This window comes from Pedobacter sp. KACC 23697, from assembly GCF_045348445.1.
GTDB lineage: Bacteria > Bacteroidota > Bacteroidia > Sphingobacteriales > Sphingobacteriaceae > Pedobacter.
The window spans coordinates 3,947,210-3,967,733 of record NZ_CP157485.1 but is presented as its reverse complement, the minus strand read 5'-3'; the positions used below and the strand labels follow the sequence as shown (position 1 = coordinate 3,967,733).

At 38.4% G+C, this 20,524-nt stretch carries 18 protein-coding genes; 5 read left to right on the top strand and 13 right to left on the bottom strand.

Annotation, left to right across the window (positions count from 1 at the left end):
• Positions 1–40 precede the first annotated feature (40 nt).
• Positions 41–1,864 carry a tetratricopeptide repeat protein gene (locus tag ABEG20_RS15895; protein ID WP_406824265.1) on the bottom strand — a complete coding sequence of 608 codons (1,824 nt, stop codon included), beginning with the start codon at positions 1,862–1,864 and terminating at the stop codon, positions 41–43.
• Between the two features lie 229 nt (positions 1,865–2,093).
• On the opposite strand from ABEG20_RS15895, the gene ABEG20_RS15890 reads away from it, so the two are divergent.
• The 3 genes from ABEG20_RS15890 to ABEG20_RS15880 all read left to right on the top strand — a co-directional run bounded on the left by ABEG20_RS15890 (position 2,094) and on the right by ABEG20_RS15880 (position 6,442).
• A complete protein-coding gene (locus ABEG20_RS15890; RefSeq protein ID WP_406824264.1) occupies positions 2,094–3,977 on the top strand; it encodes a S9 family peptidase in 1,884 nt (627 codons plus the stop codon).
• 2 nt (positions 3,978–3,979) lie between these two features.
• The gene (locus ABEG20_RS15885; protein ID WP_406824263.1) at positions 3,980–5,653 is read left to right on the top strand and encodes a sensor histidine kinase; all 1,674 of its coding nucleotides are present in this window, start codon (positions 3,980–3,982) and stop codon (positions 5,651–5,653) included.
• Between the two features lie 99 nt (positions 5,654–5,752).
• The gene (locus ABEG20_RS15880; protein WP_406824262.1) at positions 5,753–6,442 is read left to right on the top strand and encodes a response regulator transcription factor; all 690 of its coding nucleotides are present in this window, start codon (positions 5,753–5,755) and stop codon (positions 6,440–6,442) included.
• An 84-nt stretch (positions 6,443–6,526) separates the two neighbouring features.
• Here ABEG20_RS15880 and ABEG20_RS15875 read toward each other — a convergent pair whose 3' ends face one another.
• From ABEG20_RS15875 to ABEG20_RS15860, 4 genes are all read right to left on the bottom strand, one after another.
• A complete protein-coding gene (locus ABEG20_RS15875) occupies positions 6,527–7,771 on the bottom strand; it encodes a metallophosphoesterase (protein ID WP_406824261.1) in 1,245 nt (414 codons plus the stop codon).
• A gap of 86 nt (positions 7,772–7,857) precedes the next feature.
• Entirely contained in the window at positions 7,858–9,345 is a 1,488-nt protein-coding gene (locus tag ABEG20_RS15870) for a magnesium chelatase (RefSeq protein ID WP_406824260.1), read from the bottom strand.
• Positions 9,346–9,465: 120 nt separating this feature from the next.
• The gene (locus ABEG20_RS15865; protein WP_406824259.1) at positions 9,466–10,563 is read right to left on the bottom strand and encodes a vWA domain-containing protein; all 1,098 of its coding nucleotides are present in this window, start codon (positions 10,561–10,563) and stop codon (positions 9,466–9,468) included.
• Between the two features lie 365 nt (positions 10,564–10,928).
• Positions 10,929–11,810, bottom strand: a complete 882-nt coding sequence (locus ABEG20_RS15860) for a carbohydrate kinase family protein (RefSeq protein ID WP_406824258.1) — start codon at positions 11,808–11,810, stop codon at positions 10,929–10,931.
• Positions 11,811–11,902: 92 nt separating this feature from the next.
• Here ABEG20_RS15860 and ABEG20_RS15855 point away from each other — a divergent pair, with 92 nt between their 5' ends.
• Complete coding sequence (locus tag ABEG20_RS15855) at positions 11,903–12,328, top strand: YybH family protein (RefSeq protein WP_406824257.1); 426 nt, start codon at positions 11,903–11,905, stop codon at positions 12,326–12,328.
• 211 nt (positions 12,329–12,539) lie between these two features.
• Here ABEG20_RS15855 and ABEG20_RS15850 read toward each other — a convergent pair whose 3' ends face one another.
• The 8 genes from ABEG20_RS15850 to ABEG20_RS15815 all read right to left on the bottom strand — a co-directional run bounded on the left by ABEG20_RS15850 (position 12,540) and on the right by ABEG20_RS15815 (position 19,415).
• Complete coding sequence (locus ABEG20_RS15850; protein WP_406824256.1) at positions 12,540–13,154, bottom strand: sugar O-acetyltransferase; 615 nt, start codon at positions 13,152–13,154, stop codon at positions 12,540–12,542.
• A gap of 106 nt (positions 13,155–13,260) precedes the next feature.
• Entirely contained in the window at positions 13,261–14,139 is an 879-nt protein-coding gene (locus tag ABEG20_RS15845) for a cupin-like domain-containing protein (RefSeq protein WP_406824255.1), read from the bottom strand.
• A 129-nt stretch (positions 14,140–14,268) separates the two neighbouring features.
• Positions 14,269–15,054, bottom strand: a complete 786-nt coding sequence (locus tag ABEG20_RS15840) for a DUF3050 domain-containing protein (RefSeq protein ID WP_406824254.1) — start codon at positions 15,052–15,054, stop codon at positions 14,269–14,271.
• Positions 15,055–15,113: 59 nt separating this feature from the next.
• Positions 15,114–15,995, bottom strand: a complete 882-nt coding sequence (locus tag ABEG20_RS15835; protein ID WP_406824253.1) for a cupin-like domain-containing protein — start codon at positions 15,993–15,995, stop codon at positions 15,114–15,116.
• Positions 15,996–16,224: 229 nt separating this feature from the next.
• A complete protein-coding gene (locus ABEG20_RS15830) occupies positions 16,225–16,776 on the bottom strand; it encodes a fasciclin domain-containing protein (protein WP_406824252.1) in 552 nt (183 codons plus the stop codon).
• Between the two features lie 310 nt (positions 16,777–17,086).
• Positions 17,087–17,869 (bottom strand): SDR family oxidoreductase, encoded by a 783-nt coding sequence (locus ABEG20_RS15825; RefSeq protein WP_406824251.1) that lies wholly within the window; start codon positions 17,867–17,869, stop codon positions 17,087–17,089.
• Between the two features lie 98 nt (positions 17,870–17,967).
• Positions 17,968–19,101 (bottom strand): radical SAM family heme chaperone HemW, encoded by a 1,134-nt coding sequence (hemW, locus tag ABEG20_RS15820; protein WP_406824250.1) that lies wholly within the window; start codon positions 19,099–19,101, stop codon positions 17,968–17,970.
• An 86-nt stretch (positions 19,102–19,187) separates the two neighbouring features.
• On the bottom strand, positions 19,188–19,415 hold the full coding sequence (locus tag ABEG20_RS15815) for a hypothetical protein (protein WP_406824249.1): 228 nt from the start codon (positions 19,413–19,415) through the stop codon (positions 19,188–19,190).
• 117 nt (positions 19,416–19,532) lie between these two features.
• On the opposite strand from ABEG20_RS15815, the gene ABEG20_RS15810 reads away from it, so the two are divergent.
• Positions 19,533–20,510, top strand: coding sequence for a DUF4271 domain-containing protein (locus ABEG20_RS15810; protein WP_406824248.1), 978 nt, complete (start codon positions 19,533–19,535; stop codon positions 20,508–20,510).
• The last annotated feature ends 14 nt before the right edge of the window (positions 20,511–20,524 follow it).

Sequence of the window (20,524 nt, the reverse complement as noted above, 5' to 3'; positions counted from 1 at the left end):
CAATGACCAATGAACTAACGACAAATGAACCATTGCCTAACTAAACCCCATCTCCCCGCAAATTCCTGAATCTTTTTCTTGCCTCAGCACTGAACATGCTGCCCGGATAATCTGTAATCAGTTTTTGAAAATAGATTTTAGCTTGCGCAATATCGTTCAGTTTCTTTTCGTACAGATCGCCCAATGTAAATAGGGCATCATCTGTCCAGATCCCGTCTTTAAATTCTTCCGCTACTTTTTTAAGGACATCAGCAGCTTTTTGAAAATCGTTTGCTTTAATAAAAACTCTTGCTTTACTCATCATTATCGCATCGGTTAAGCTATTTTGCGGATAGGCAATCGCAATGCTGTCCATTTTTTTTATGGCTCTTTCGGGTAGGTTTCTAAATAAAAGCATCTCTGCATCAGCATACATTTTTAGTGCATTGCTATCGGCTGGAGTCTGGATGTTATCACTTATCAATAAACTGAGGTTTAATGCATCATTGGCTATCAATTGTGAGGTAGCCGCTTTTAAAACTAAACATTGACTATTGCTGTATTCGAAATTGCCCTGATAAAAAGAAAGTTTAGCACTCCTGAAACGGGCTTCATTTCCTATCGCCTGACCTTCAAACTGTTTGCTCACCTGCTCGTACACTAAAAAAGCTTCCCAGGGTTGGTTGGTTAAAATATAAATGTCGCCTAAATCAAGTTTTAGCTGACCTAAGTCCTGATCGTTAATGCCAGGCATTTTTATGGCTTCTTCCAGTTCTTTTTCGGCATCACCTGGCTGATTTAAATAATAAGCCTGCAGGTTGGCCAGTTTTTTTATGGCGAAAAGTGTGTTCCTGTTCTTGCCATTTTCGCTTAACAGTGCCTGATAATCTTTCGCCAGCAGAGCAAGATCGGCAACGGTATATTTTCCACTGGTACGTAGGTTATACCTGGTGTTCAGCATTTCTATTTTTGAAGGAAGATAATACTGGCTGTCCTTTCCTTTGGCGAGCAGATATTCGTAAGCTTTAATCGCTGTTTCGTAGGCTCCATTATCAACAAAGGTATAAATGGCATTGAACAAGGTGGCCCCATCAGCCTTCGTGCGTTTATCGTACGCAATAAGCTGGCGCAGGGCCATATCAAATTCCTGTTGCTGAATATAATTCCAGGTGAGTAACTGAATGTAAACTTCGGCGTCAGGTGCTTTTTGTACTTTTTTTAAAATGGCGGTCTGAAAAGTTTGATAATCATTTTTATCTTCAAAAACAGAAGAGAGTACGGTTTCTGCCTGCGGTAAAAGTTGTGGCATTGTTGCAAGTGCATCCAGATACTCCTGCGTGAGCATGGGCTTATCCTTTTTAAAACGGTAGATATTTAATAATTCGAAGACAAACATTTGATCGTCGCCAAATAACTTTCTGCCTTGTTTAAAGGTTTGTACCGCATAATCGTAATTTTCGAACTGATAAAAGTTGTTGGCCAGATTTCTGATCCTGAACTCTTCTTTTGGTAGTTTCGCAATTACCTCATTAAAGATTTTATTGGCCGCCTGTACATCGCCTTTCTCCTGATAAAGCTTGCCTAAGGCTATTGGATAAATATCGTTCTGTGGATTTTTTTTGATTTCCTTTTTAACCACTTTCTCCGCCGCATCATAGCGTTTCAATTTTAGCAATGCATGAAAGTAAATATCGAAATAGGCTTCATTATTTGAGTTGGCATAGCGTTTTTCCAGTAGCACCACTGCCTTATCATATTCGCCATCCCGATAATATTGAATAGCCAGGCTACTTTCGTCAGATGCAATCTGCTGGTCGGGTCGAGAGATTTGCGCACTTGTTCCAAATGATAGCAATAAGAATATGATGAAAAAAAAACGGTTCATAAATCCTAAATTTTAAGTTTTAAATGTAATATTTTAATACATCTTTAGCTAAACCGCCAATGGATATTAAACGTATTTTAAATGTTACCTGTATTTTATTTTGTAGATATTTTATAAATACTAAATTGAACCACTACTTATTATTAGATCGCATGAGTAACATTGTTGGTGTAAATCGCTGTTAAATTGAGACGATGTTTATTTTTGTTGTCCCGTAAAGGATTTATTTATGCTTAAAAAGATTTTCCTATTGTTAATGGTTGCATTGGTCTGGGCTTGCAAAGGCACAAACCGTGATACTATTCCTGTAGACGATTTTTTTAAAACGCAGGATAAAGCCTACTATCGGATTTCTCCTGATGGGAAAAGTCTTTCATATTTAAAGCTTCATGATAAAAAACTTGATCTTTTTGCTGAAGATCTTGCCACCGGAAATAGCGTTCAGTTAACCCATTTGAACGGGAAGAATATCAGTTTCCATTTCTGGACCAGCAACAATGAGCTGATTTATTATACCGAAGATGGATCTAAAGAGCGTAGATCTGATATTTTTGTGATCAATAAAGATGGCAGCAGGCAAGTGCAGTTGAGTGCCAACGAGAAAAACAGGTTGAGGGTAATAGAAGATCAGCTGATTGATGATAAATATATTATTGTAGCCTCCAATAAACGCGATTCGACCGTTTTTGATGTGTACCGCTTAAACGTGCGGGATGGAAAAATGGAGATTGCCGCAAAAAACCCGGGCAATATTACCAAATGGATGACCGATAGTAAAGGAGTACTTAAAATTGCCGTTGCCAGTGATGGGGTGAATGAAACCTTGATGTACCGCGAAAAGGAAAACGAGGAATTTGCACCTGTAATTACCAATAATTTTGAAACTACTTTGCAGCCGATTGCATTTTCGGAAGACCAACCCAACGTTCTTTATGCCATCTCGAGTGTTAACCGGGATAAAAATGCACTGGTAGCGCTTGATTTAAAAAGCGGTAAAGAAAAACAGGTTCTTTTTGCAAATGATACCTTAAATGTGGTGGATGCAACCTACTCCCGTTTTAGGAAAAAAATGCTTTTCGCAACCTGCGAAACGTGGAAAAGAGAAAAATTTTATCTTGATGACAGTACAAAAGTGGCTTACTCTGGCATTGATAAACTTTTACCCGGTACCGAATGGGTAATTATGGATAGGAATAAAACGGATAAGGTGTTTGTGATACGTACTTTTACCGATAAAAATCCTGGGTCTTATTATTTATATACAGCTGTTGATCAAAAGCTTAAAAAGCTTACCGATGTGAGTCCTTCCATTAAACCGGAAGATATGAATGCCATGAAGCCCATCAGTTTCAAAAGCAGGGATGGTTTAACCATTAATGGTTATTTAACTTTACCAAAAAATAAAAAGGCAGTTAATTTACCTGTGGTTGTACTGCCACATAATGGCCCTAAAGCAAGGAATAGTTGGGGCTACAACGCAGAAGTACAGTTTTTGGCCAACCGGGGCTATGCTGTTTTGCAGGTAAATTACCGCGGTTCTACCGGTTATGGGAAATCATTTTATGCTGCAGGTTTTAAGCAATGGAGCGATAAAATACAGGATGATGTTAATGATGGTGTTAAATGGCTGATTACAGAAAAAATTGCCAATCCTAAAAAAATTGCCATTTATGGTAATGGTTTTGGTGGCTACATTGCTTTAAATTGTTTATATAAAAATCCCGATCTTTATAAGTGTGGCGGATCTAATTCTGGTGTAATTAACCTGTTCAGTTACCTAAAAACTTTTCCTCCGTTTTTAAAGGCCAAATTGCAGATGTATTACGAAATTGTAGGTAATCCGATAACCGATACCGATTACATGCGCTTTGCTTCACCCGTGTTTCATGCAGAACGGTTCAGATCGCCTGTTTTTATTGCACAAAACCCAAAAGATCCGACCGTTAATGTAGCAGAAGGGGTACAGTTTATCAAAGAACTTAAAAAAAGAAATGTTCAGGTTACCTATATCGAAAAAGAGGAAGGCCCGGACCCAATAGTCCGCCAACAGAGTAGAACAGCACTATACAAAGCTTTAGAAGCGTTTTTAAAAGAAAATCTAGGTAAGAAATAGGTATGGCCTTAGATAAAAAAAGCAGTTACCGCAAAAATTTCTCCCTGGGTATAACTTTCATTGTACTCATTTCCATTCTTTTTATCCTATCGCTTTTTCTTGCATTTAACTATAGCAAAAAAACGATAGAAAACGATTTTGTTTCAGAGAAAGTAAATGTACTGGAACAGAGTATTAAGCCATATAATGATTTTTTTCAGAACAAAATGCCTGAGATTTCTTATTACAATGGTTATTTGGATTCTTCTACAGCGGCGAAGTTTGTAGATACAGTGATGTTAAAATATCCCTTCATCTCCAAGGTTACTTTTTACGATACAGAAGTGAAGAATGTTCCTGTTAAAGACGGAATCAATGCAAACCACCTCGGTATCGGCCCAAAATCTATTTTCCAGTTTGGGAAAGGGATAAAGCCTGATTCGGTCAAGTTATATTCAGAAGATGATACAAAATCTTTTACCGTAGGAAGTGATTTTAATTCAATTGCCATTAAACTTGCCACTTTTGTTGAAGATCTCGATACCGCATCGGTACCCACGCAAGAAGAGTTATTTACCAATTTTTCTATCGTTAATTCTAACGAAAATAAAATCACTTACTTAAATATTCCCCGCCGGGAAGATTTAAGGGTGTATAAAGATATGATCAGACGGAAGTTAAATCCGGCACCTGTATATCAACAGGATGTAATGGTCTTTAATCTCGATGCGCATCAAATCAAGATTATTAATACCAGGCCGTTATTGTATCAAACGATCAGGATTGAACCATTAACTTATGATCCGATAGATACTTCAGATGAAAATATCAATACCGAAATTGCCCTGCCAGGTGCATTTTCTGATTTTAAATTATACCTTATTTCATCAAAATCTTATATCAAGAAGGAAATTTTTATTTACTTCATGCCGATTGCCTTAGTGTTATTACTGGTATATGGCGTGCTTTTATTGGTTGCATTTCTGATTTACCGCAACCTGAACATCAATAGTAAAATGTTTAAGTTGCAGTACGATTTCGTGAATAACCTTACACATGAGTTCAAAACGCCCGTTAGCGTAATCAAAATTGCTGGTAACAATATTAAAAGTGCTCCTTCTTTAAGCCAAAAGGAGCAGCAGCTTTATGGTAAGATACTGGATGAAGAAGCCGACAAGCTGAACGGCTTAATGAACAAATTACTGGCTTTTACGCAAATTGAAAACAAGGCCATCAAACTAAATCAGGAAGAAGTTAATATTGTTGATTTTATAGAAAGTACAATCGAATCGCACACCTTAAAACATCCTGATTTTAAGATTACTTATGAAGTAGTGGGTTTTAAAACCTTTATTACCGACCCGGTGTTATTGGGAAGTCTGTTCGATAACCTGGCAGAGAACGCTTACAAGTATTCAAAACCAGAACAGAAAAAATTGCACATTAGTGCAAAGCTAATAAAGGGGGTACTGGTTTTTCGTTTCGCCGATAAAGGAATAGGCATCGCCTCGTCTGAATTAAATAATATATTTAAGAAGTTTTTCAGGATCCAGAATGAATATAACCAAATGGGTAGTGTAGGCCTGGGTTTGGCATTCTGCAAAGAACTGGTTAACTTTATGGATGGAGAAATCTCCGTAAAAAGTAAAGTAGGAAGTGGTACAGCGTTTAAAATCGTGCTGCCATACCATAGTTAAATTTTAGAGCTTGAAAAGTTAAAGGTCTGAAGGTTGTAAAGTTGAATTAACCTTTAAACATTGCAACGTTTCAACATTACAATGTAAACACACACTTAAATGTCTAAAGAAGTAAAAATATTAATTGTAGAAGATGATGAGAATCTTCGTTTTTTGGTAGCACACCGGTTAAAGGCTGAAGGTTATACGGTGCTGGAAGCCAATGATGGTGAAGCCGGAGAAAGAATGATTTTGGGCGATCAGCCTGATATTGTTTTATTAGATTGGATGATGCCCGGCAAACAGGGTGCAGAGGTCTGCGAAAATGTGCGTAAGCAAGGTTTCGAAAATCTGGTGATTATGATGACGGCAAAGGCACAGGACGTAGATAAAATTGATGCCTATAATTTTGGCGCATCTGATTATATCACCAAACCCTTTAATATGGATGTGTTGGTTGCCATGTTGGAAAGTAAAGTAAAATTTATAGTCAATAAAGATTCGGCCGAGATCCACCGTTTTGGCAACATGGAACACCATCCAAACATTCATACCTTGTTTAGGGATGGAAAGAAAATCGAGTTAACGATACTGGAAAACCGTATTCTCCTATATTTTCTGCGCAATCCTGGCAAAGTAATTAACCGTGATGAATTGATGCTGGTAGTTTGGGGTTACAACTCTGATGTAAATACCCGTACGCTTGATATGCATATTGTACGCTTGCGTAAAAAGATAGAACTGAATCCTGACAATCCACAATTATTACAAACTGTTAGGGGAGTAGGTTATCGCTTTAACGCGGGATAAGAAAATGATTGCGTTTTGAATGAGAGAATGTTTTAGGCGGATCGCCCTATTCTCTCATTCGATCATTCTCTCATTCAAAATTATCTAAGCCCTTTTCAAGGTAAAAATCGTTATCTCTGGTAAAACTCCAACTCTACCTGGATAACCCAGGAAACCGTAGCCTACATTAACATAAAGCTGTTGTTTTTGCTCCCGATATAAACCTGCCCATTCTTTATAAATGTATTGCACGGGACTCCATTGATATTCTTTTAAACGAACACCAAACTGCATGCCGTGGGTATGGCCACTAAACATGGCATCTATTTGTGGATATTTCTGTAAAACCTCTCCACGCCAGTGTGAAGGATCGTGACTGAGCAAAAGTTTAACGGGTAAATCATCCGTATTTTGAAGCGCCAGTTCCATTTTTCCATATTTAGGAAAACGGCCCATTCCCCAGTTTTCAATGCCTAAGATCCCGATTTCTTCTCCATCTACTTTCAATCTCCGGTTTTCGTTCATTAAAAGATCGTAGCCCATTATTTTGTGTACGTCAACCATATCTTTCAGGTTTTTTACCTTGGCCGGAGATGACTCCTTGCCGAAATAATAATCACCGTAATCATGATTACCTAATGAAGAATAAACGCCTAGCGGTGCTTTTACTTTCGAAAAAATATCCTGATAATCTCTTACTTCGTTGGTGAGGTTATTTACCAAATCACCTGTGAAAAAAATAAAATCGGGTTTCTCGCCCAATAACATTTCTACCCCACCTTTTACTGCCGTTTTATTGTAAAAACTACCAGAATGGATGTCAGAAATCTGTCCCATTGTGATACCATCAAAAGCTTTGGGCAGGTTAGGGAGGACTAAATTGACGCGCCTCACCTGGTAATCATATGCGCCTGAAATGATTCCCCAGCTTAGCGAAGTTAACGGAACGGCTGCGGCCACCAAGCCAGCTTTTACCAAAAATTCTGAACGTGATATGGGTGCTTCCTCGCTAATTGGCTGGTCTTTGATGATTTGTTTTTTTCTGAAAATTTTAATGAACAACCTGCGTAAATCATCCAGCACTAAAAATGGCAGCATCGCCATTTTACAGGCTACGGTTAAAAAGAAGGCAACTAAGATGATAGCCCTTAAGGTGAGGAAGAGATTGAGGTAAATGCCACAGAAAACACCAATAATCAGTAAGGAACTATAAGTCCAATAGGCAATAGTAAATATCTTTTTGGTACTTGGTTTCCACTTTTTAAAAACAGCGATGATAGCTTTAAAGCAGTAAATATCAAATGCAATAATGAAGATGCAGGCAGCAATGATGAAAGGTAATCTTCCCATTATGTTCAGGGTTTGTAAATAAAAAGCTTTGACAATTCTTCCTTTAAAAAGAATTGTCAAAGCTAATCAAATTAGAGAATTAGAAATTATCTGAAATCGTCTTCATCCTCTTCTTCGTCAAATTCGGCATTAAATAAACTGCCAAACATATCGGAGAAGCCAAAGCCGCCATTTAAAAAGTTTTTGCTCAGTTGCGAATATTCGGCTAAACCATGTAAAACGAACTCCATTAAAAGTAAAGTTTGGTTCTCACTTAACTTAGGATGAAACTTCTTCACCAGATCATATAAACCTGGTACCAGCATCAGCGCCTTTTTGTATTGTACATTCGTTAAAGCATCGGTAACATCAACATTATTTCCATCTGTAAACCACTCGGTTATTTCGGTATATGGATTTGCCGTTTTTGTTTTCTTTGCTTTTTCCGGATCGGGAAAATAACGTGCGAATAAGGTTTTAACGGCTTTACCAATCAATGTTGTGGCTACATGTGCAGGTCCTTCTAATTCGCCTTCGTATACCAATTCTATTTTACCCGTTATGGCTGGGATAATTCCGGCAAGATCGGATAAACGAACAAAAGTATTTTTGTCTCCTGAAATTAACATTCTGCGTTCAGCAGTGCTGATTAAATTTTCGTAGGCCGAAATGGTTAACCTGGCCGATACACCCGATTTCTGGTCTATATATTCACTTTTACGCGCTTCAAAAGCAATCTGCTCTATTAAATCTTTCACCAATCCATCGGCCTCTATATTGGCTCGCTGCTCAGCCGTTAATTTTGCCTCCTGGAAGGTGATTTGGCGCGAAATTTCTACCGTTTTTGGGTAGTGGGTTAAAATCTGACTTTCAATCCTATCTTTCAATGGCGTAACAATGCTTCCCCGGTTGGTATAATCTTCCGGATTGGCCGTAAATACAAACTGGATATCTAAAGGTAAGCGCAATTTGAAACCGCGGATCTGGATATCTTTTTCCTGTAGCATGTTAAACAGCGCCACCTGGATACGGGCCTGTAAGTCAGGAAGCTCATTAATTACGAAAATGCTGCGGTGTGCGCGTGGAATTAGTCCAAAATGGATTACACGTTCATCATTATAAGTCAACTTTAAAGTAGCAGCCTTAATAGGGTCAACATCGCCAATTAAATCGGCAACGGTAACATCCGGTGTGGCCAGTTTTTCGGTATACCTTTCGCCGCGGTGCAGCCAGGCAATTTCGGTATCATCGCCTTTGGTGGCAATTTCATTTTTAGCATACCAGGATATTGGATTTAATGGGTCATCAAAAATTTCACTTCCGGCTACATAAGGTACGTACTCATCCAATAAGTTAACCATTAAACGCGCAATACGCGTTTTCGCCTGTCCCCGTAAACCTAAAAGTAAAATATTATGGCGCGATAAAATGGCTGTCTGCAGCTCAGGGATTACCGTTTCATCGTAGCCGATAATGCCCTCAAATTCGGTCTTTTTATCGCGGAGCACTTTGATCAGATTTTCTCTGAGCTCTTCTTTTACAGATCTTGATTGATATCCTGTGGTTTTTAAATGGCCTAATGTTGTATTTTGCATTTCGTAGTTTAAATGTTGTAAAGTTAATCAGGTTGAAAGGTTGTAAATAACGGCCTTCCAATTTTCGCTTGCTTTAATAGATAATCTTCAGACTCAGGACTGTTGACTCCGAACTCAAGACTATTTAACTGTTTTTCTTCTGTTTTTAATATAATCCTCAAAAATGTATTCGCCCAAGCCGTTTAGAGAGCTGTAAAATGCCCTGCCGCCGTTAATTTCGGTAAACTGCCGAACAAACTGTTGCAGGTAGGGGTCTTTGGCAATCATAAATGTCGTAATCGGAATTTTTAAACGTTTACATTGAGCCGCCATGTTTAAGGTTTTATTGATGACTTTCCTGTCCAAACCCATACTATTTTTATAGTATTTGCCGTTTTCCTTTAAGCAGGTTGGTTTTCCATCGGTAATCATAAAAATCTGTTTATTATGGGTTTTCCTTCGGCGAAGTAAATCTGCCGCTAATTCTAATCCGGCATAAGTATTGGTATGGTATGGGCCAACCTGTAAATAAGGCAAATCTTTTACGCTAATGGGCCAGGCATCATTTCCAAAAACCACAATATCCAGAGTATCTTTCGGGTATTTCGTTTTAATGAGTTCTGCAAGTGCCATGGCCACTTTTTTCGCCGGGGTAATCCGGTCTTCGCCATATAGAATCATGGAGTGCGAAATATCGATCATCAATACCGTAGAAGTTAAGGTTTTAAAATCCTTTTCCTCTACCTCCAGATCGCGGTCGGTTAAAGTGAAATCGCCAATGCCGTGGTTAATCTGTGCATTTTGTATGGAAGCAGTCATATCGATCTGATCCAGACTGTCACCAAAATTATATTCCCGTCTGTCGGCATTTTTCTCTTCACCAATGCCGGATTGGTTACTGTTGTGGTTACCCCGGCCAGATTTTTTGAGTTTGCCAAAAATTTCGTCTAAGGCAGATTTACGGATGGTCTGTTCTGTTTTGGCCGTAATTTTAAATGCTCCCGATTGATTGTCTTCAGTCAGATAGCCTTTATCTTTCAGGTCGTCGATAAAATTACCGACGCCGTAATCGTTATTGGTTAATTTATATTGTTTGTCGAGCTCATTCAGCCAGCTTAAAGCCTCTGCTGCATCCCCGGCCGTATAATTAAGCAGTTCGCTGAATAATTTCAGCAACTCATCAAACCCACCCTTTGGCGCATCGCCCGGCTTATAATCAGAAAAACGAAAACCTCTCATGTGCTTATATTAACGATTTATCGAAGATAAAAGTTTCGCTTTGCATTAATTTAAGCGCGGTGTCATATTTGGAGCGTGCATCAAACCTTGCAGGTTTTCAAAATCTGCGAGGTTTTAATAGAAGGTAAACCGAAAACTGTCAACCGAAAACAGCCAACTGGGAATTACCAGCCGGAAACTGTCAAACTGATTAGGGCGTACCCCAAGCTACGCAAGGGGCGGGCTTTTCAGGGCTACGCTTCGCTTCGGTACCGGTGAAGAACCGGCACTAAACCCTTACAATCCCTAACGCAAAACCCACCGGTTTAAATAAAAAGGTAAATTGGAATCTGCAAACTGAAAATTGCCAACTGGAAGCAGAATGTTTATTCAAGGGACATGTGGTAAATCTTTTTATTGTACTCAGGGTTTGCCCCTGGTTGCGAGGCCACAAAAGCACCTACCTTGCAGGCATTGTCTAAAATGGTTTCCATAGGGTAACCTTGCAGGTAGCAGGCAATAAAGGTGGCTAAAAAGGCATCTCCGGCACCAACCGTATCCGCTACCTGAACCTTATAGCCCGCATGTTTAAATAGTTTGCCTTCCTTTAATACACAAGCACCTTTATCGCCAAGTGTAAGGCAAATGATTTCGATATTGAACTGACTGGAAAGCTGTTTTAACAATTGTTCATCAGTATTGCCAGTTAAACCAAACGATTCTTTTACCCAAACCATTTCATCTTCGTTTATTTTCAGGATATCTGCTTTTGCCAAAAGCGCCCCGATTAACTCTTTTGAATAAAATGGCGTGCGGAGGTTGATATCAAATATTTTAGTTTTGGCATTTTCTAAAAGTGCCAGGATGGTATTTTTAGATTTTTCTTCCCTGCAGGTTAAACTACAATACACTAATGCATCTGCTTGTTTTACGGCCGTTATGTTCTCTTCAGTAATTTTGATATCATCCCATGCTACGGGTTGTTTGATGGTATAAGTAGCCTGATGATTTTCATCTAGCTGTACCACAACCGTACTGGTTGGTAATTCGGCATTAACTTGGATCAGATCAGTTCCAAAATGATTGCCGGTTAGGAAATTAACCAGCTCTTTGCCATTTTCATCATTGCCTATGGCACTAATAAAGCGACTCTCTATGCCTTGTTTGTGTAAATTAAGGGCGACATTCATGCTCGAGCCGCCTGCTTTTTTGCCTTCTGAAAAAACATCCCAGAGTATTTCGCCAATTGTAATTACTTTATTTTGCATAGCAGATTTATAGAGCTGTAAATAAAGAATTTTTACCCATGGAACAAAATAATTTGTTTCATATCTTTAATTTTTACGTTAATTTCAAAATCATGAGAAAAATACTTTTAATTGCACTGATTTTTACCTCTTTTGGCGCTTTTGCTCAAAATTCCAGAGATAAGCAGGCCATACTCAATCTACTTGAAAGGCAGCGTACCGATTGGAATAAAGGCGATGTCGAAGCCTTTATGCAAGGTTATGAAAAATCCGATAGTTTGCTTTTTGTTGGTAAAAGCGGGCCGACTTACGGCTGGCAAAAAACATTGGATAATTATAAAAAGGGTTATCCTGATAAATCTGCCATGGGGTTTTTGGTGTTTGGTATAAAAAAGGTCGATTTTTTAAGGCCTGACCTGGCCTTTGTACTGGGCAGCTGGAATGTAAAACGGGAAAAGGATGAATTAAAAGGTTATTTTACACTTTTGATCAAAAAAATTAAAGGAGAGTGGAAGGTGATCGTTGATCATAGCAGCTAGTAATGGAAGATGTGTGAATGGATGAGGGGGACAAAGTTGTGTTGGCAACGAAGTTCCCCGGTTCGTCATTTGAGGCGGAGTGCAACAAAATCGAGCACCCGAAGGCTCAGCGAAGCTAAATCTGTTTAGATAGATCTGTTTTATTCCACTGCGTTCCATTCGAGATGACGCCGTTTTTTATTAAGGTCTCTTGAGTTAGGAGATGATGAATTTATTCACCCAGCTTAAAATCCTTATAATAATAATCTTTATCTGCATCTGTAAGCTGGCGGATTATTCTGCATGGGTTTCCTGCGGCAAAAACGTTATCGGGAATAGCTCTGGTTACAATACTTCCTGATCCGATTACCACGTTAGATCCTATTTTAACGCCCGGATTAATCACTACATTCCCGCCAATCCAAACACTATTGCCAATGGTAATTTCTTGTGCCCATTCATATTCCTGATCACGTAAATGAGCATGAATGGGATGCCCTGCGGTATAAATGGCTACATTTGGCGCAATAAAAACGTTGTTTCCAATGCTCACTTTTGCACAATCTAAAATAACGAGGTTAAAATTGGCGTAAAAATTATCTCCTATTTCAATATTGTAACCATAATCGCATCTGAATGGTGGTTCTATATAGAACATCTTTTCTGTTTTGCCGAAAAGTCGTTTCAGTAATTCCTTTCGCTGTTTAATGAATTTCGGAGCCAGTTGATTAAACTCGTAAACCAGTTCGCGGGCTTTTAGTCTTTCTTTTGCCAGTTCTGCATCACTCGCCAGATAAGCTTTGCCTGCCAGCATTTTTTGTTTTTCGGTATATATGTTGGTATCCATAGGTAGTCTGATTTTTAATGTGCATTAAAATTGTAATTCGCAATAATAACAAAAAACGGGGCGATCATTTACCGATGCCCCGTTGTATTTTAATTTTTTTCAATTTTTATGGTCTGCCTTTGGCTAGCGCCTTTTCAGCAATTTTAACAGCTTTTTTCTCTCTCCAATGGGCATATTTTTCTTTGAAAGTCATTTTAATCAAACTATCAATGGCGCCATGAGTAAATAAGCTCCAAACACTTGCTACTTTACGTGTAATCGATTGGTCCCAAGCTCTTAAGCTTAAAGAGAATGAGCCATCCAGATATTTCATCCAGTGCCACATTCCGGTTGGCATAAACAAAGTATCGCCATGCTCTAAGAAAACTTCATAACCTTCTACACCATTTAATGCAGAGAATTTTTTGAAATCTGGGTTGGCCACATCGTAATCTTCCAGTGCATAAGTTGCATTTGGCAGGCAATACAATCTGTCTTTCCATTTATAATCGAATAAGATGATGTGTTTTCTGCCGCCGAAGTGCGTATGGAAAATATGCGGTAAATCAATATCATAATGTAAAAAGGTTACCGAGTTAGAACCGCCAAAGAACATTGCAGGCATACTTTCGATAAAACCGCCCATTAAATCTTTAGGGATTTTTACATCATTGATTAAACTTGGTACTTTTTTAAACAGGTTAAAAAAGAATATGCGCAACTCGGTTGGCTCACGTTTGATCAGGTCGAGGTAATCGCCAAATTTCATATGTGCCGTAGCCGCATTAATCGGCTTCGATGGATCTGCCTTAGAGTTATCATAAAGCGGAACTTCCAGATCCCCACCAATTTCTTTTAAATATTCAGTTGTCCATTTTTCTCTGGCAGGCCAGTCTTTAGTTAGGCCCCTGATGACTAACGGACGTTTGGTTTTCAGATAATTTTTCTTAAAATCTTCGGGCGTGATGCTCTCAACGATATCAACAGGCTTTAAAATGAAACTCATGCGCTTAAAAATCGGTTATTTGTGCCGAACAACAAATGTGTAAATTTTATTTTATAAAATTGATACTGGCAGGTAAATGTGACCAAAATCACGTAATCTAAAATTAGTAAATACTTAACAATTTAATAATTAAGCCTCAACTTTATTTTTAACAATCTCGGCGTAGGCAGCATCCCACAGGTCAATCCTTTTTTGGAGGGCCTTTTTAGCCGTTTCTTCGGCCTCCAACCAAAAGGCTTCCTCTTTTTCACAAAGCTTCTCTGTCATAGAAAGTGCTAAATGGCTATGGTGATCGCCATCTACCTCTATATGGCGCTCCAGGTAATATTTAAAAATCGAAACCTGATCAGGCTGGGTACTATTTAAGTCATTTACCATACTAAAAAACATGTTAGGAATTAAATCTTCGCGACCAAAGGTAAAACTTGCTGCCTGTAAGTGAGTTTTACCACTGTTAATGGTTTCGAAAGTAGCATTAACAAAATCTCTCGCAGTGGCTGGTACTTTGGCCATTTCGAAAGCCTCATTGAAACTTTTTCCGTTTTTGAGTTCCGCTAAAAAGATTTGGATAGGCTTTGTATTGGCGCTACATTGTTCCATCGCGTCTAAATAGAGTTCAAAGTGGCTTTTTATTTCTCCTTTGGCATCTACATCCGACTCTTCGCCCGCAACAATCTCATTGATCAATTGACGGGTAACGGGATCGCCTACCGGGAACCAGGGTAAACTGGTACAGGTTAAATTAATTTGTAAAGCTTTAAGCAGCGACATAAAATCCCAAACAGCGTAAATATGGTGTTCCATAAAAATGCGGAGATCTTCCAGCTCACTAATTACCGAATAAATCTTATGGTTAATAATATTTTGCCTAAGCAGCTCTATCTCTTTCTGGATTTTTATAATATTGGGATGCATATATTGAATAAGTGAATGATTGAATCACTTAAATTTTATGGGAGGTGATTCAGTTATTATTACTTCGGTAAATTCTTCTCAAGCGCTCTACTGGCTCTTTTCACTGCCAGTTCTTCTTTCCATTGCATGTACTTCTCGCGGTAGTTTGCTTTCATAAAGTCGTCAAATTTACGCTGTAAAGTTAAGTTATACAAGCTTTTTGCTTTCACCCCCCAGCTTTTATCCCATGCCCTTAGGCTAATCGAGAAAGATCCATCCAGGTACTTCATCCAGTGCCAGTAACCGGTAGGCATAAATAAGGTATCTCCGTGTTCCAAAAAGGCTTCGATACCCTCAACACCTTTTAATGCCGGAAATTTATCGAAATCAGGATTTTCCACATCATAATCTTCTAAGGCATAAGTGGCATATGGAATTTGATACAGGCGTTCTTTCCATTTATAATCAAATAAGATTACATGTTTTCGTCCGTTAAAGTGCGTGTGGAAAATGTGTGCCAGATCAATGTCGTAGTGCAAAAAGGTTACAGAACCTTTACCGCCGAAGAACATATTAGGGTAACTATCTAAAAAACCGCCCATCAAATCTTTTGGTGCAATGTAATCTTGCAATAGCTTTGGTGCAAACTTTATCGGATCGAACAAAAATATGCGCAGATCGGTTGGTGTTTCTTTAATCAGGTCTATGTAATCGCCAAATTTCATTTGGGCAGCAGACGCATTTATAGGTTTGGAAGGATCAGCTTTAGCGCTGTCGTAAAGTGGAACAGTTTTATCGCCAACGACTTCTTTCATGTATTCCATCGTCCATTTTTGATAAGCTGGCCATTTCCTGGCCATGTTTTTTATTACCAAAGGTTTGCGTGGTTTAAGATAATGCAGTTCGAAATCTGATTTAGAAATATCTTCAACAACATCTATAGGAGATAAATTGAATTTCATGTTAAGAAACTATTAATAGCACAAAATTAAATAGTTAGGCTTACTAAGCATTACAAATGCGAAAACTTGAAAAAAAACTGACAATTCATCAAAAAAAGTCAGATCGTATAAGTTTATTTTAAAACTTAATTCAATTGTATACCGCGACCAGGTATAATCTGTTTTCAAAAGAAAAACGTTCTGACTTTCGCCAGAACGTTTGTGCTAATAATAAGGATGTATTTTAATATTATTTAGGCATTAAAACGGTGTCTACCACGTGTATCACACCATTTTTTTGGTAAACGTCTGCAATTGTTACCGTACTCATTCCACCTTTTTCATCTTTCAACACTAATTTTTTGCCTTCCATCCAAGCCCAAAGTTTGCCACCTTCTACAGTTTTTAATTCTGCTTTGCCGCCACCAGCTTTAATTGCTTTTGCAATTGCTTTGCTATCCATTTTACCTGCAACAACATGGTAAGTTAGAATTTTAGTCAGCGTTGCTTTGTTTTCTGGTTTAACCAGGTTATTTACCGTTCCGGCTGGAAGTTTATCGAATGCGGCATTTGTTGGTGCAAAAACGGTAAAAGGACCAGTACCTTTTAAAGTTTCTACCAAACCTGCCGCTTTAACTGCTGCAACCAAAGTTGTGTGGTCTTTTGAATTTACAGCGTTATCAACAATATCTTTGGTTGCATACATGGCTGCACCGCCAACCATTGGATTTTTTTGAGCATAAACTTGTGTTGTAAATGCCATGGTCACTACAGCAAATGCTGTTAAGATTAAATTTTTCATTATTTCTAATTTTAAGTTTCTGTTATTTGATTCCATTTACGACGGCTTACAGATACTTGGTTTTTTGAAATAAAAATTATTGTTTAATGAACTGATTATTAGATGATTAATTTTTTATTTTGAAAAGCCGCTGTAGTGGTTCTTCGGAAATTACATTCCCGCTTTTGCTACTTTCGATGAATAATCGAAACCGCTTCAATACGGGTTTATTTAACAGGGGGCTCCTCTTGCCAAGACTCACGATTTGACAGGATCTACAAGCCGCTGGGAAATCGCTGGTCATGCTTAACACTCACCGCAAAACGCCAGTCTAATTCACCTTCGCTGTCCTTACTTTTTTAGAAAAAATCTTTGGAAAAAAACGTTTCAATAATACGGCCCTGGTTTCTTTTCCACCAATATAAACCTCTTCTTTTTTGTTGCTAACCGCCTGAACAATTTGTTTAGCACACTCGGCAGGTGTCATGGCATTTTCATGCGCGTCACCCATCATATTAAGTGGGTCGCCATCTCCGGTAAGCGCATTGTAGGTTACGTTTGTTTTGATAAAACCTGGGCAGATGATCGTGATATCGATATTTTTGTCGTAAACTTCCGATCGGAGGGAATCGAAATAACCATGTAGCGCATGTTTTGATGCCGCATAAGTAGAACGGAATTTCGTGCCGAACTTCCCAACAAGACTGCTAATTACAACAATCTGGCCACTGCCATTACCGATCATTGAGGGTAAAACTGCTTTACTGAGTACGACAGTACCCCAAAAATTAGTGTCCATAATTTGTTGTTCAGTTTTCAGGTTGGTTGCCAAGGCCAGGCTCCGCTGGCTTACACCGCCGCTATTGATCAATAAATCTATTTTACCAAAAATACGGATGGCGTCGGCAGCTTTATTTTCGAGTAAAGCTGTTTCACTTAAATCGAACGGTAAAACGTGGACATTAAAGGAATTTTGGCAGTTTCCTTTCACGCGGAACAACTCGTCTCGGTTTCTTCCGGAAATAATCAGTTGATCACCTGCTTTAAAATATGCATATACCAAGGCTTCGCCAATACCTGATGATGCGCCTGTTATCCAAACAATTTTTGACATATATTTTAATTAATTATGGAGTGATGGAGTTTTGAAAGAGTGAATGTCGTTTTGATCACTAAATCAGTCATTCTCTAATCCAATCCTTCTCAATTTACTCATTCGTTTTCTATTATGAACAGTTCAGAAGCAATATGATCGGCAAATAATTTCCCGTTCTGGCTTAGATAAATGTTATCACCGTTAATCACCAGCCAGTCTTTATCTTCAAAATTTTTAAGATTATGTTTTGTCTCTTCCAAAAAATCTTTTCCGAAATCGGTATTTATTTTTTGTAAATCAGTTCCCCAAATGGTTCTGAGCGAAGTCATGATGTATTCGTTGAATCTGTCGTTTAAGCTCAGCTCTTCAACCACTTCAGGGAGTTTGTTATGCCCTAAAGTTTCCATGTATAGAGCATTATTTGCGGGGTTCATGTACCGGTTTTGGCCGTTAAAACCATGTGCGGATGGACCGATACCTACATAATCTATACCTTTCCAATAATTGGTGTTATGCACGGCATAATGACCTGGTTTAGCGAAATTCGAAATTTCATAGTGCTCAAATCCGGCAGCTAACAAGCTATCCATCAATATTACAAACTGCACAGCACTTTGGTTATCATTTACGGGAGTTTGTTTTTTATTTTTTATGGCATGGGCTAAAGCAGTTCTAGGCTCAACAGTTAAAGCATAGGCAGAAATATGAGGAACCTCTAGCTCAATTGCTTTTTGGATGTTATTTAGCCATTTTTGATCCGTAAGCAATGGATAACCATAAATTAAATCGAGGGTTAAGTTTTCAAAGCCAGCATTCTGACTTCTTCTGATGCAATCTTCAGCTTCACGGGCCTGGTGCGCCCTATTCATCCAGGTGAGGTCTTCATCATAAAAAGATTGAATGCCCACACTAAAGCGGTTAACCGGTAATTGTTTCAGCTCCTTTAATTTCCGGGCTGTTAAATCATCGGGATTGGTTTCGATGGTAATTTCAGCATTTGCATCAACCGAAAAAGTGTGGTTTATGGCATCAAAAATCTTTTGCAGTGCGGCTTCTGATAGGATAGAAGGTGTTCCTCCGCCAAAATAAATACTTCCAACCTGTCCGCTAATCCGGTCTTTTTTCATTTTGATCTCTTTGCAGATTGCATCAACCATTTCATCAGCATGTTTTAAAGAAGTGCTGAAGTGAAAATCGCAATAGTGGCAGGCCTTTTTACAGAAGGGGATATGGATGTAGATACCGGACATTGCTGCAAAGATAGCGAAGTTAATTTTTCTTTATTGTCATAATATATTGCTTATACCTATTCCCTATGTCAATGTTTGTTTGAAATTTACTTTCGCATTTCTTTGCTGCCACAGGTTTTTATATATCTTTTTCCATCTTTATCTCCATCCCAAATGTTTGTAACGGCCGAAATTTGGTGTGGGGGCTCATTCTGTTTAGCAATCTGGATTTTTGTAATCCTCCTAAAGGTTTTGTTCCATCGTCTTTTGGCTAACTTTTCAGAAGTAGCAGTTGTTATTCCAAATATCGGCGTTTTCTTTTTTGAATTAGACATGATCAGAAGTGATGCTGTTTTTACATTATTGCTAAGTTATTCATTAATCCATTTATTTTCTTTAGGTAAACAATGATTATTCGACTACTTTTGCAGCCTTAAGTTTTGATTTACAGCATGCCGAAATTTATTTTCTTTCTGTTCGCATTTGTATGGTCTGCCAACTTTTTAGCAGCACAAGAAATTCCTGTTCAAACAGATAGCGTAGCCGTGAAGCAATATCAATACCGACGATACCGGCCCGATTCGGCAACGTTGGCCAGACAGCGGTATGCTACCGATTCCTTAATTCGTCATACCTGGGTACTTCCTGATCGTTTAATTAATAAAAATGCGCTTTTAGATACTATTGAAAAAGAATATCTTTCTCCAAAGCTGGATTTATGGGCATGGCATAAGAAATACCAGCATTTAAAGAAAAAAGCAAATCCTTACCAGTTGGGCACCAAAATCCCTAAGGGAAACGTAGGTTTGCTGGGCTTTATTTTTGGGATGCTCATTATCTTTGCCATTTTAAAAAATGCTTTTTCCAAGCAGTTATCGGCAATTGTTCAGGCATTTTTCAGTAACAGAATCCTGAATAATATTAACAAAGAAGATAACCTGTTTAGTTCATGGCCGTTTTTATTGCTTTTTGTGCAGTTTGGTTTCGTTTTTGGGATGTTCTTTTTTCTGGTTGCGCAGTGGAATGATATGTATCAGGCGAAAGACGGGTTTAAATTTTTCTTTAGCATATCTGTTACCATTATTGTTTTTTATGCGTTAAAATTAATCATCCTGCGCTTTTTAGGTTACCTATTCAATGTACAGAAACCAGTAGGTGAATATATTTCAATTTTGTACCTCAGTTACTTCAATGCGTCATTGCTTTTTATTCCTTTAGTGGTTGCTTTTGCGCTGTCGCCACTTAAATACGGTTCGGTTTATATTGTGTTGGCCTTCTTGTTGTTAGGCGTCATTTTTGCTTTTCAGCTTTTGCGGGCAGGCATAACGATACTTTCTAATAATAAGTTTTCTAAAATGCATTTATTTTTGTACTTTTGCGCCCTCGAAATATGTCCCGTCCTTATACTAATTAAAACGATAGGACTGTAGCAGGAAAAAGGAAA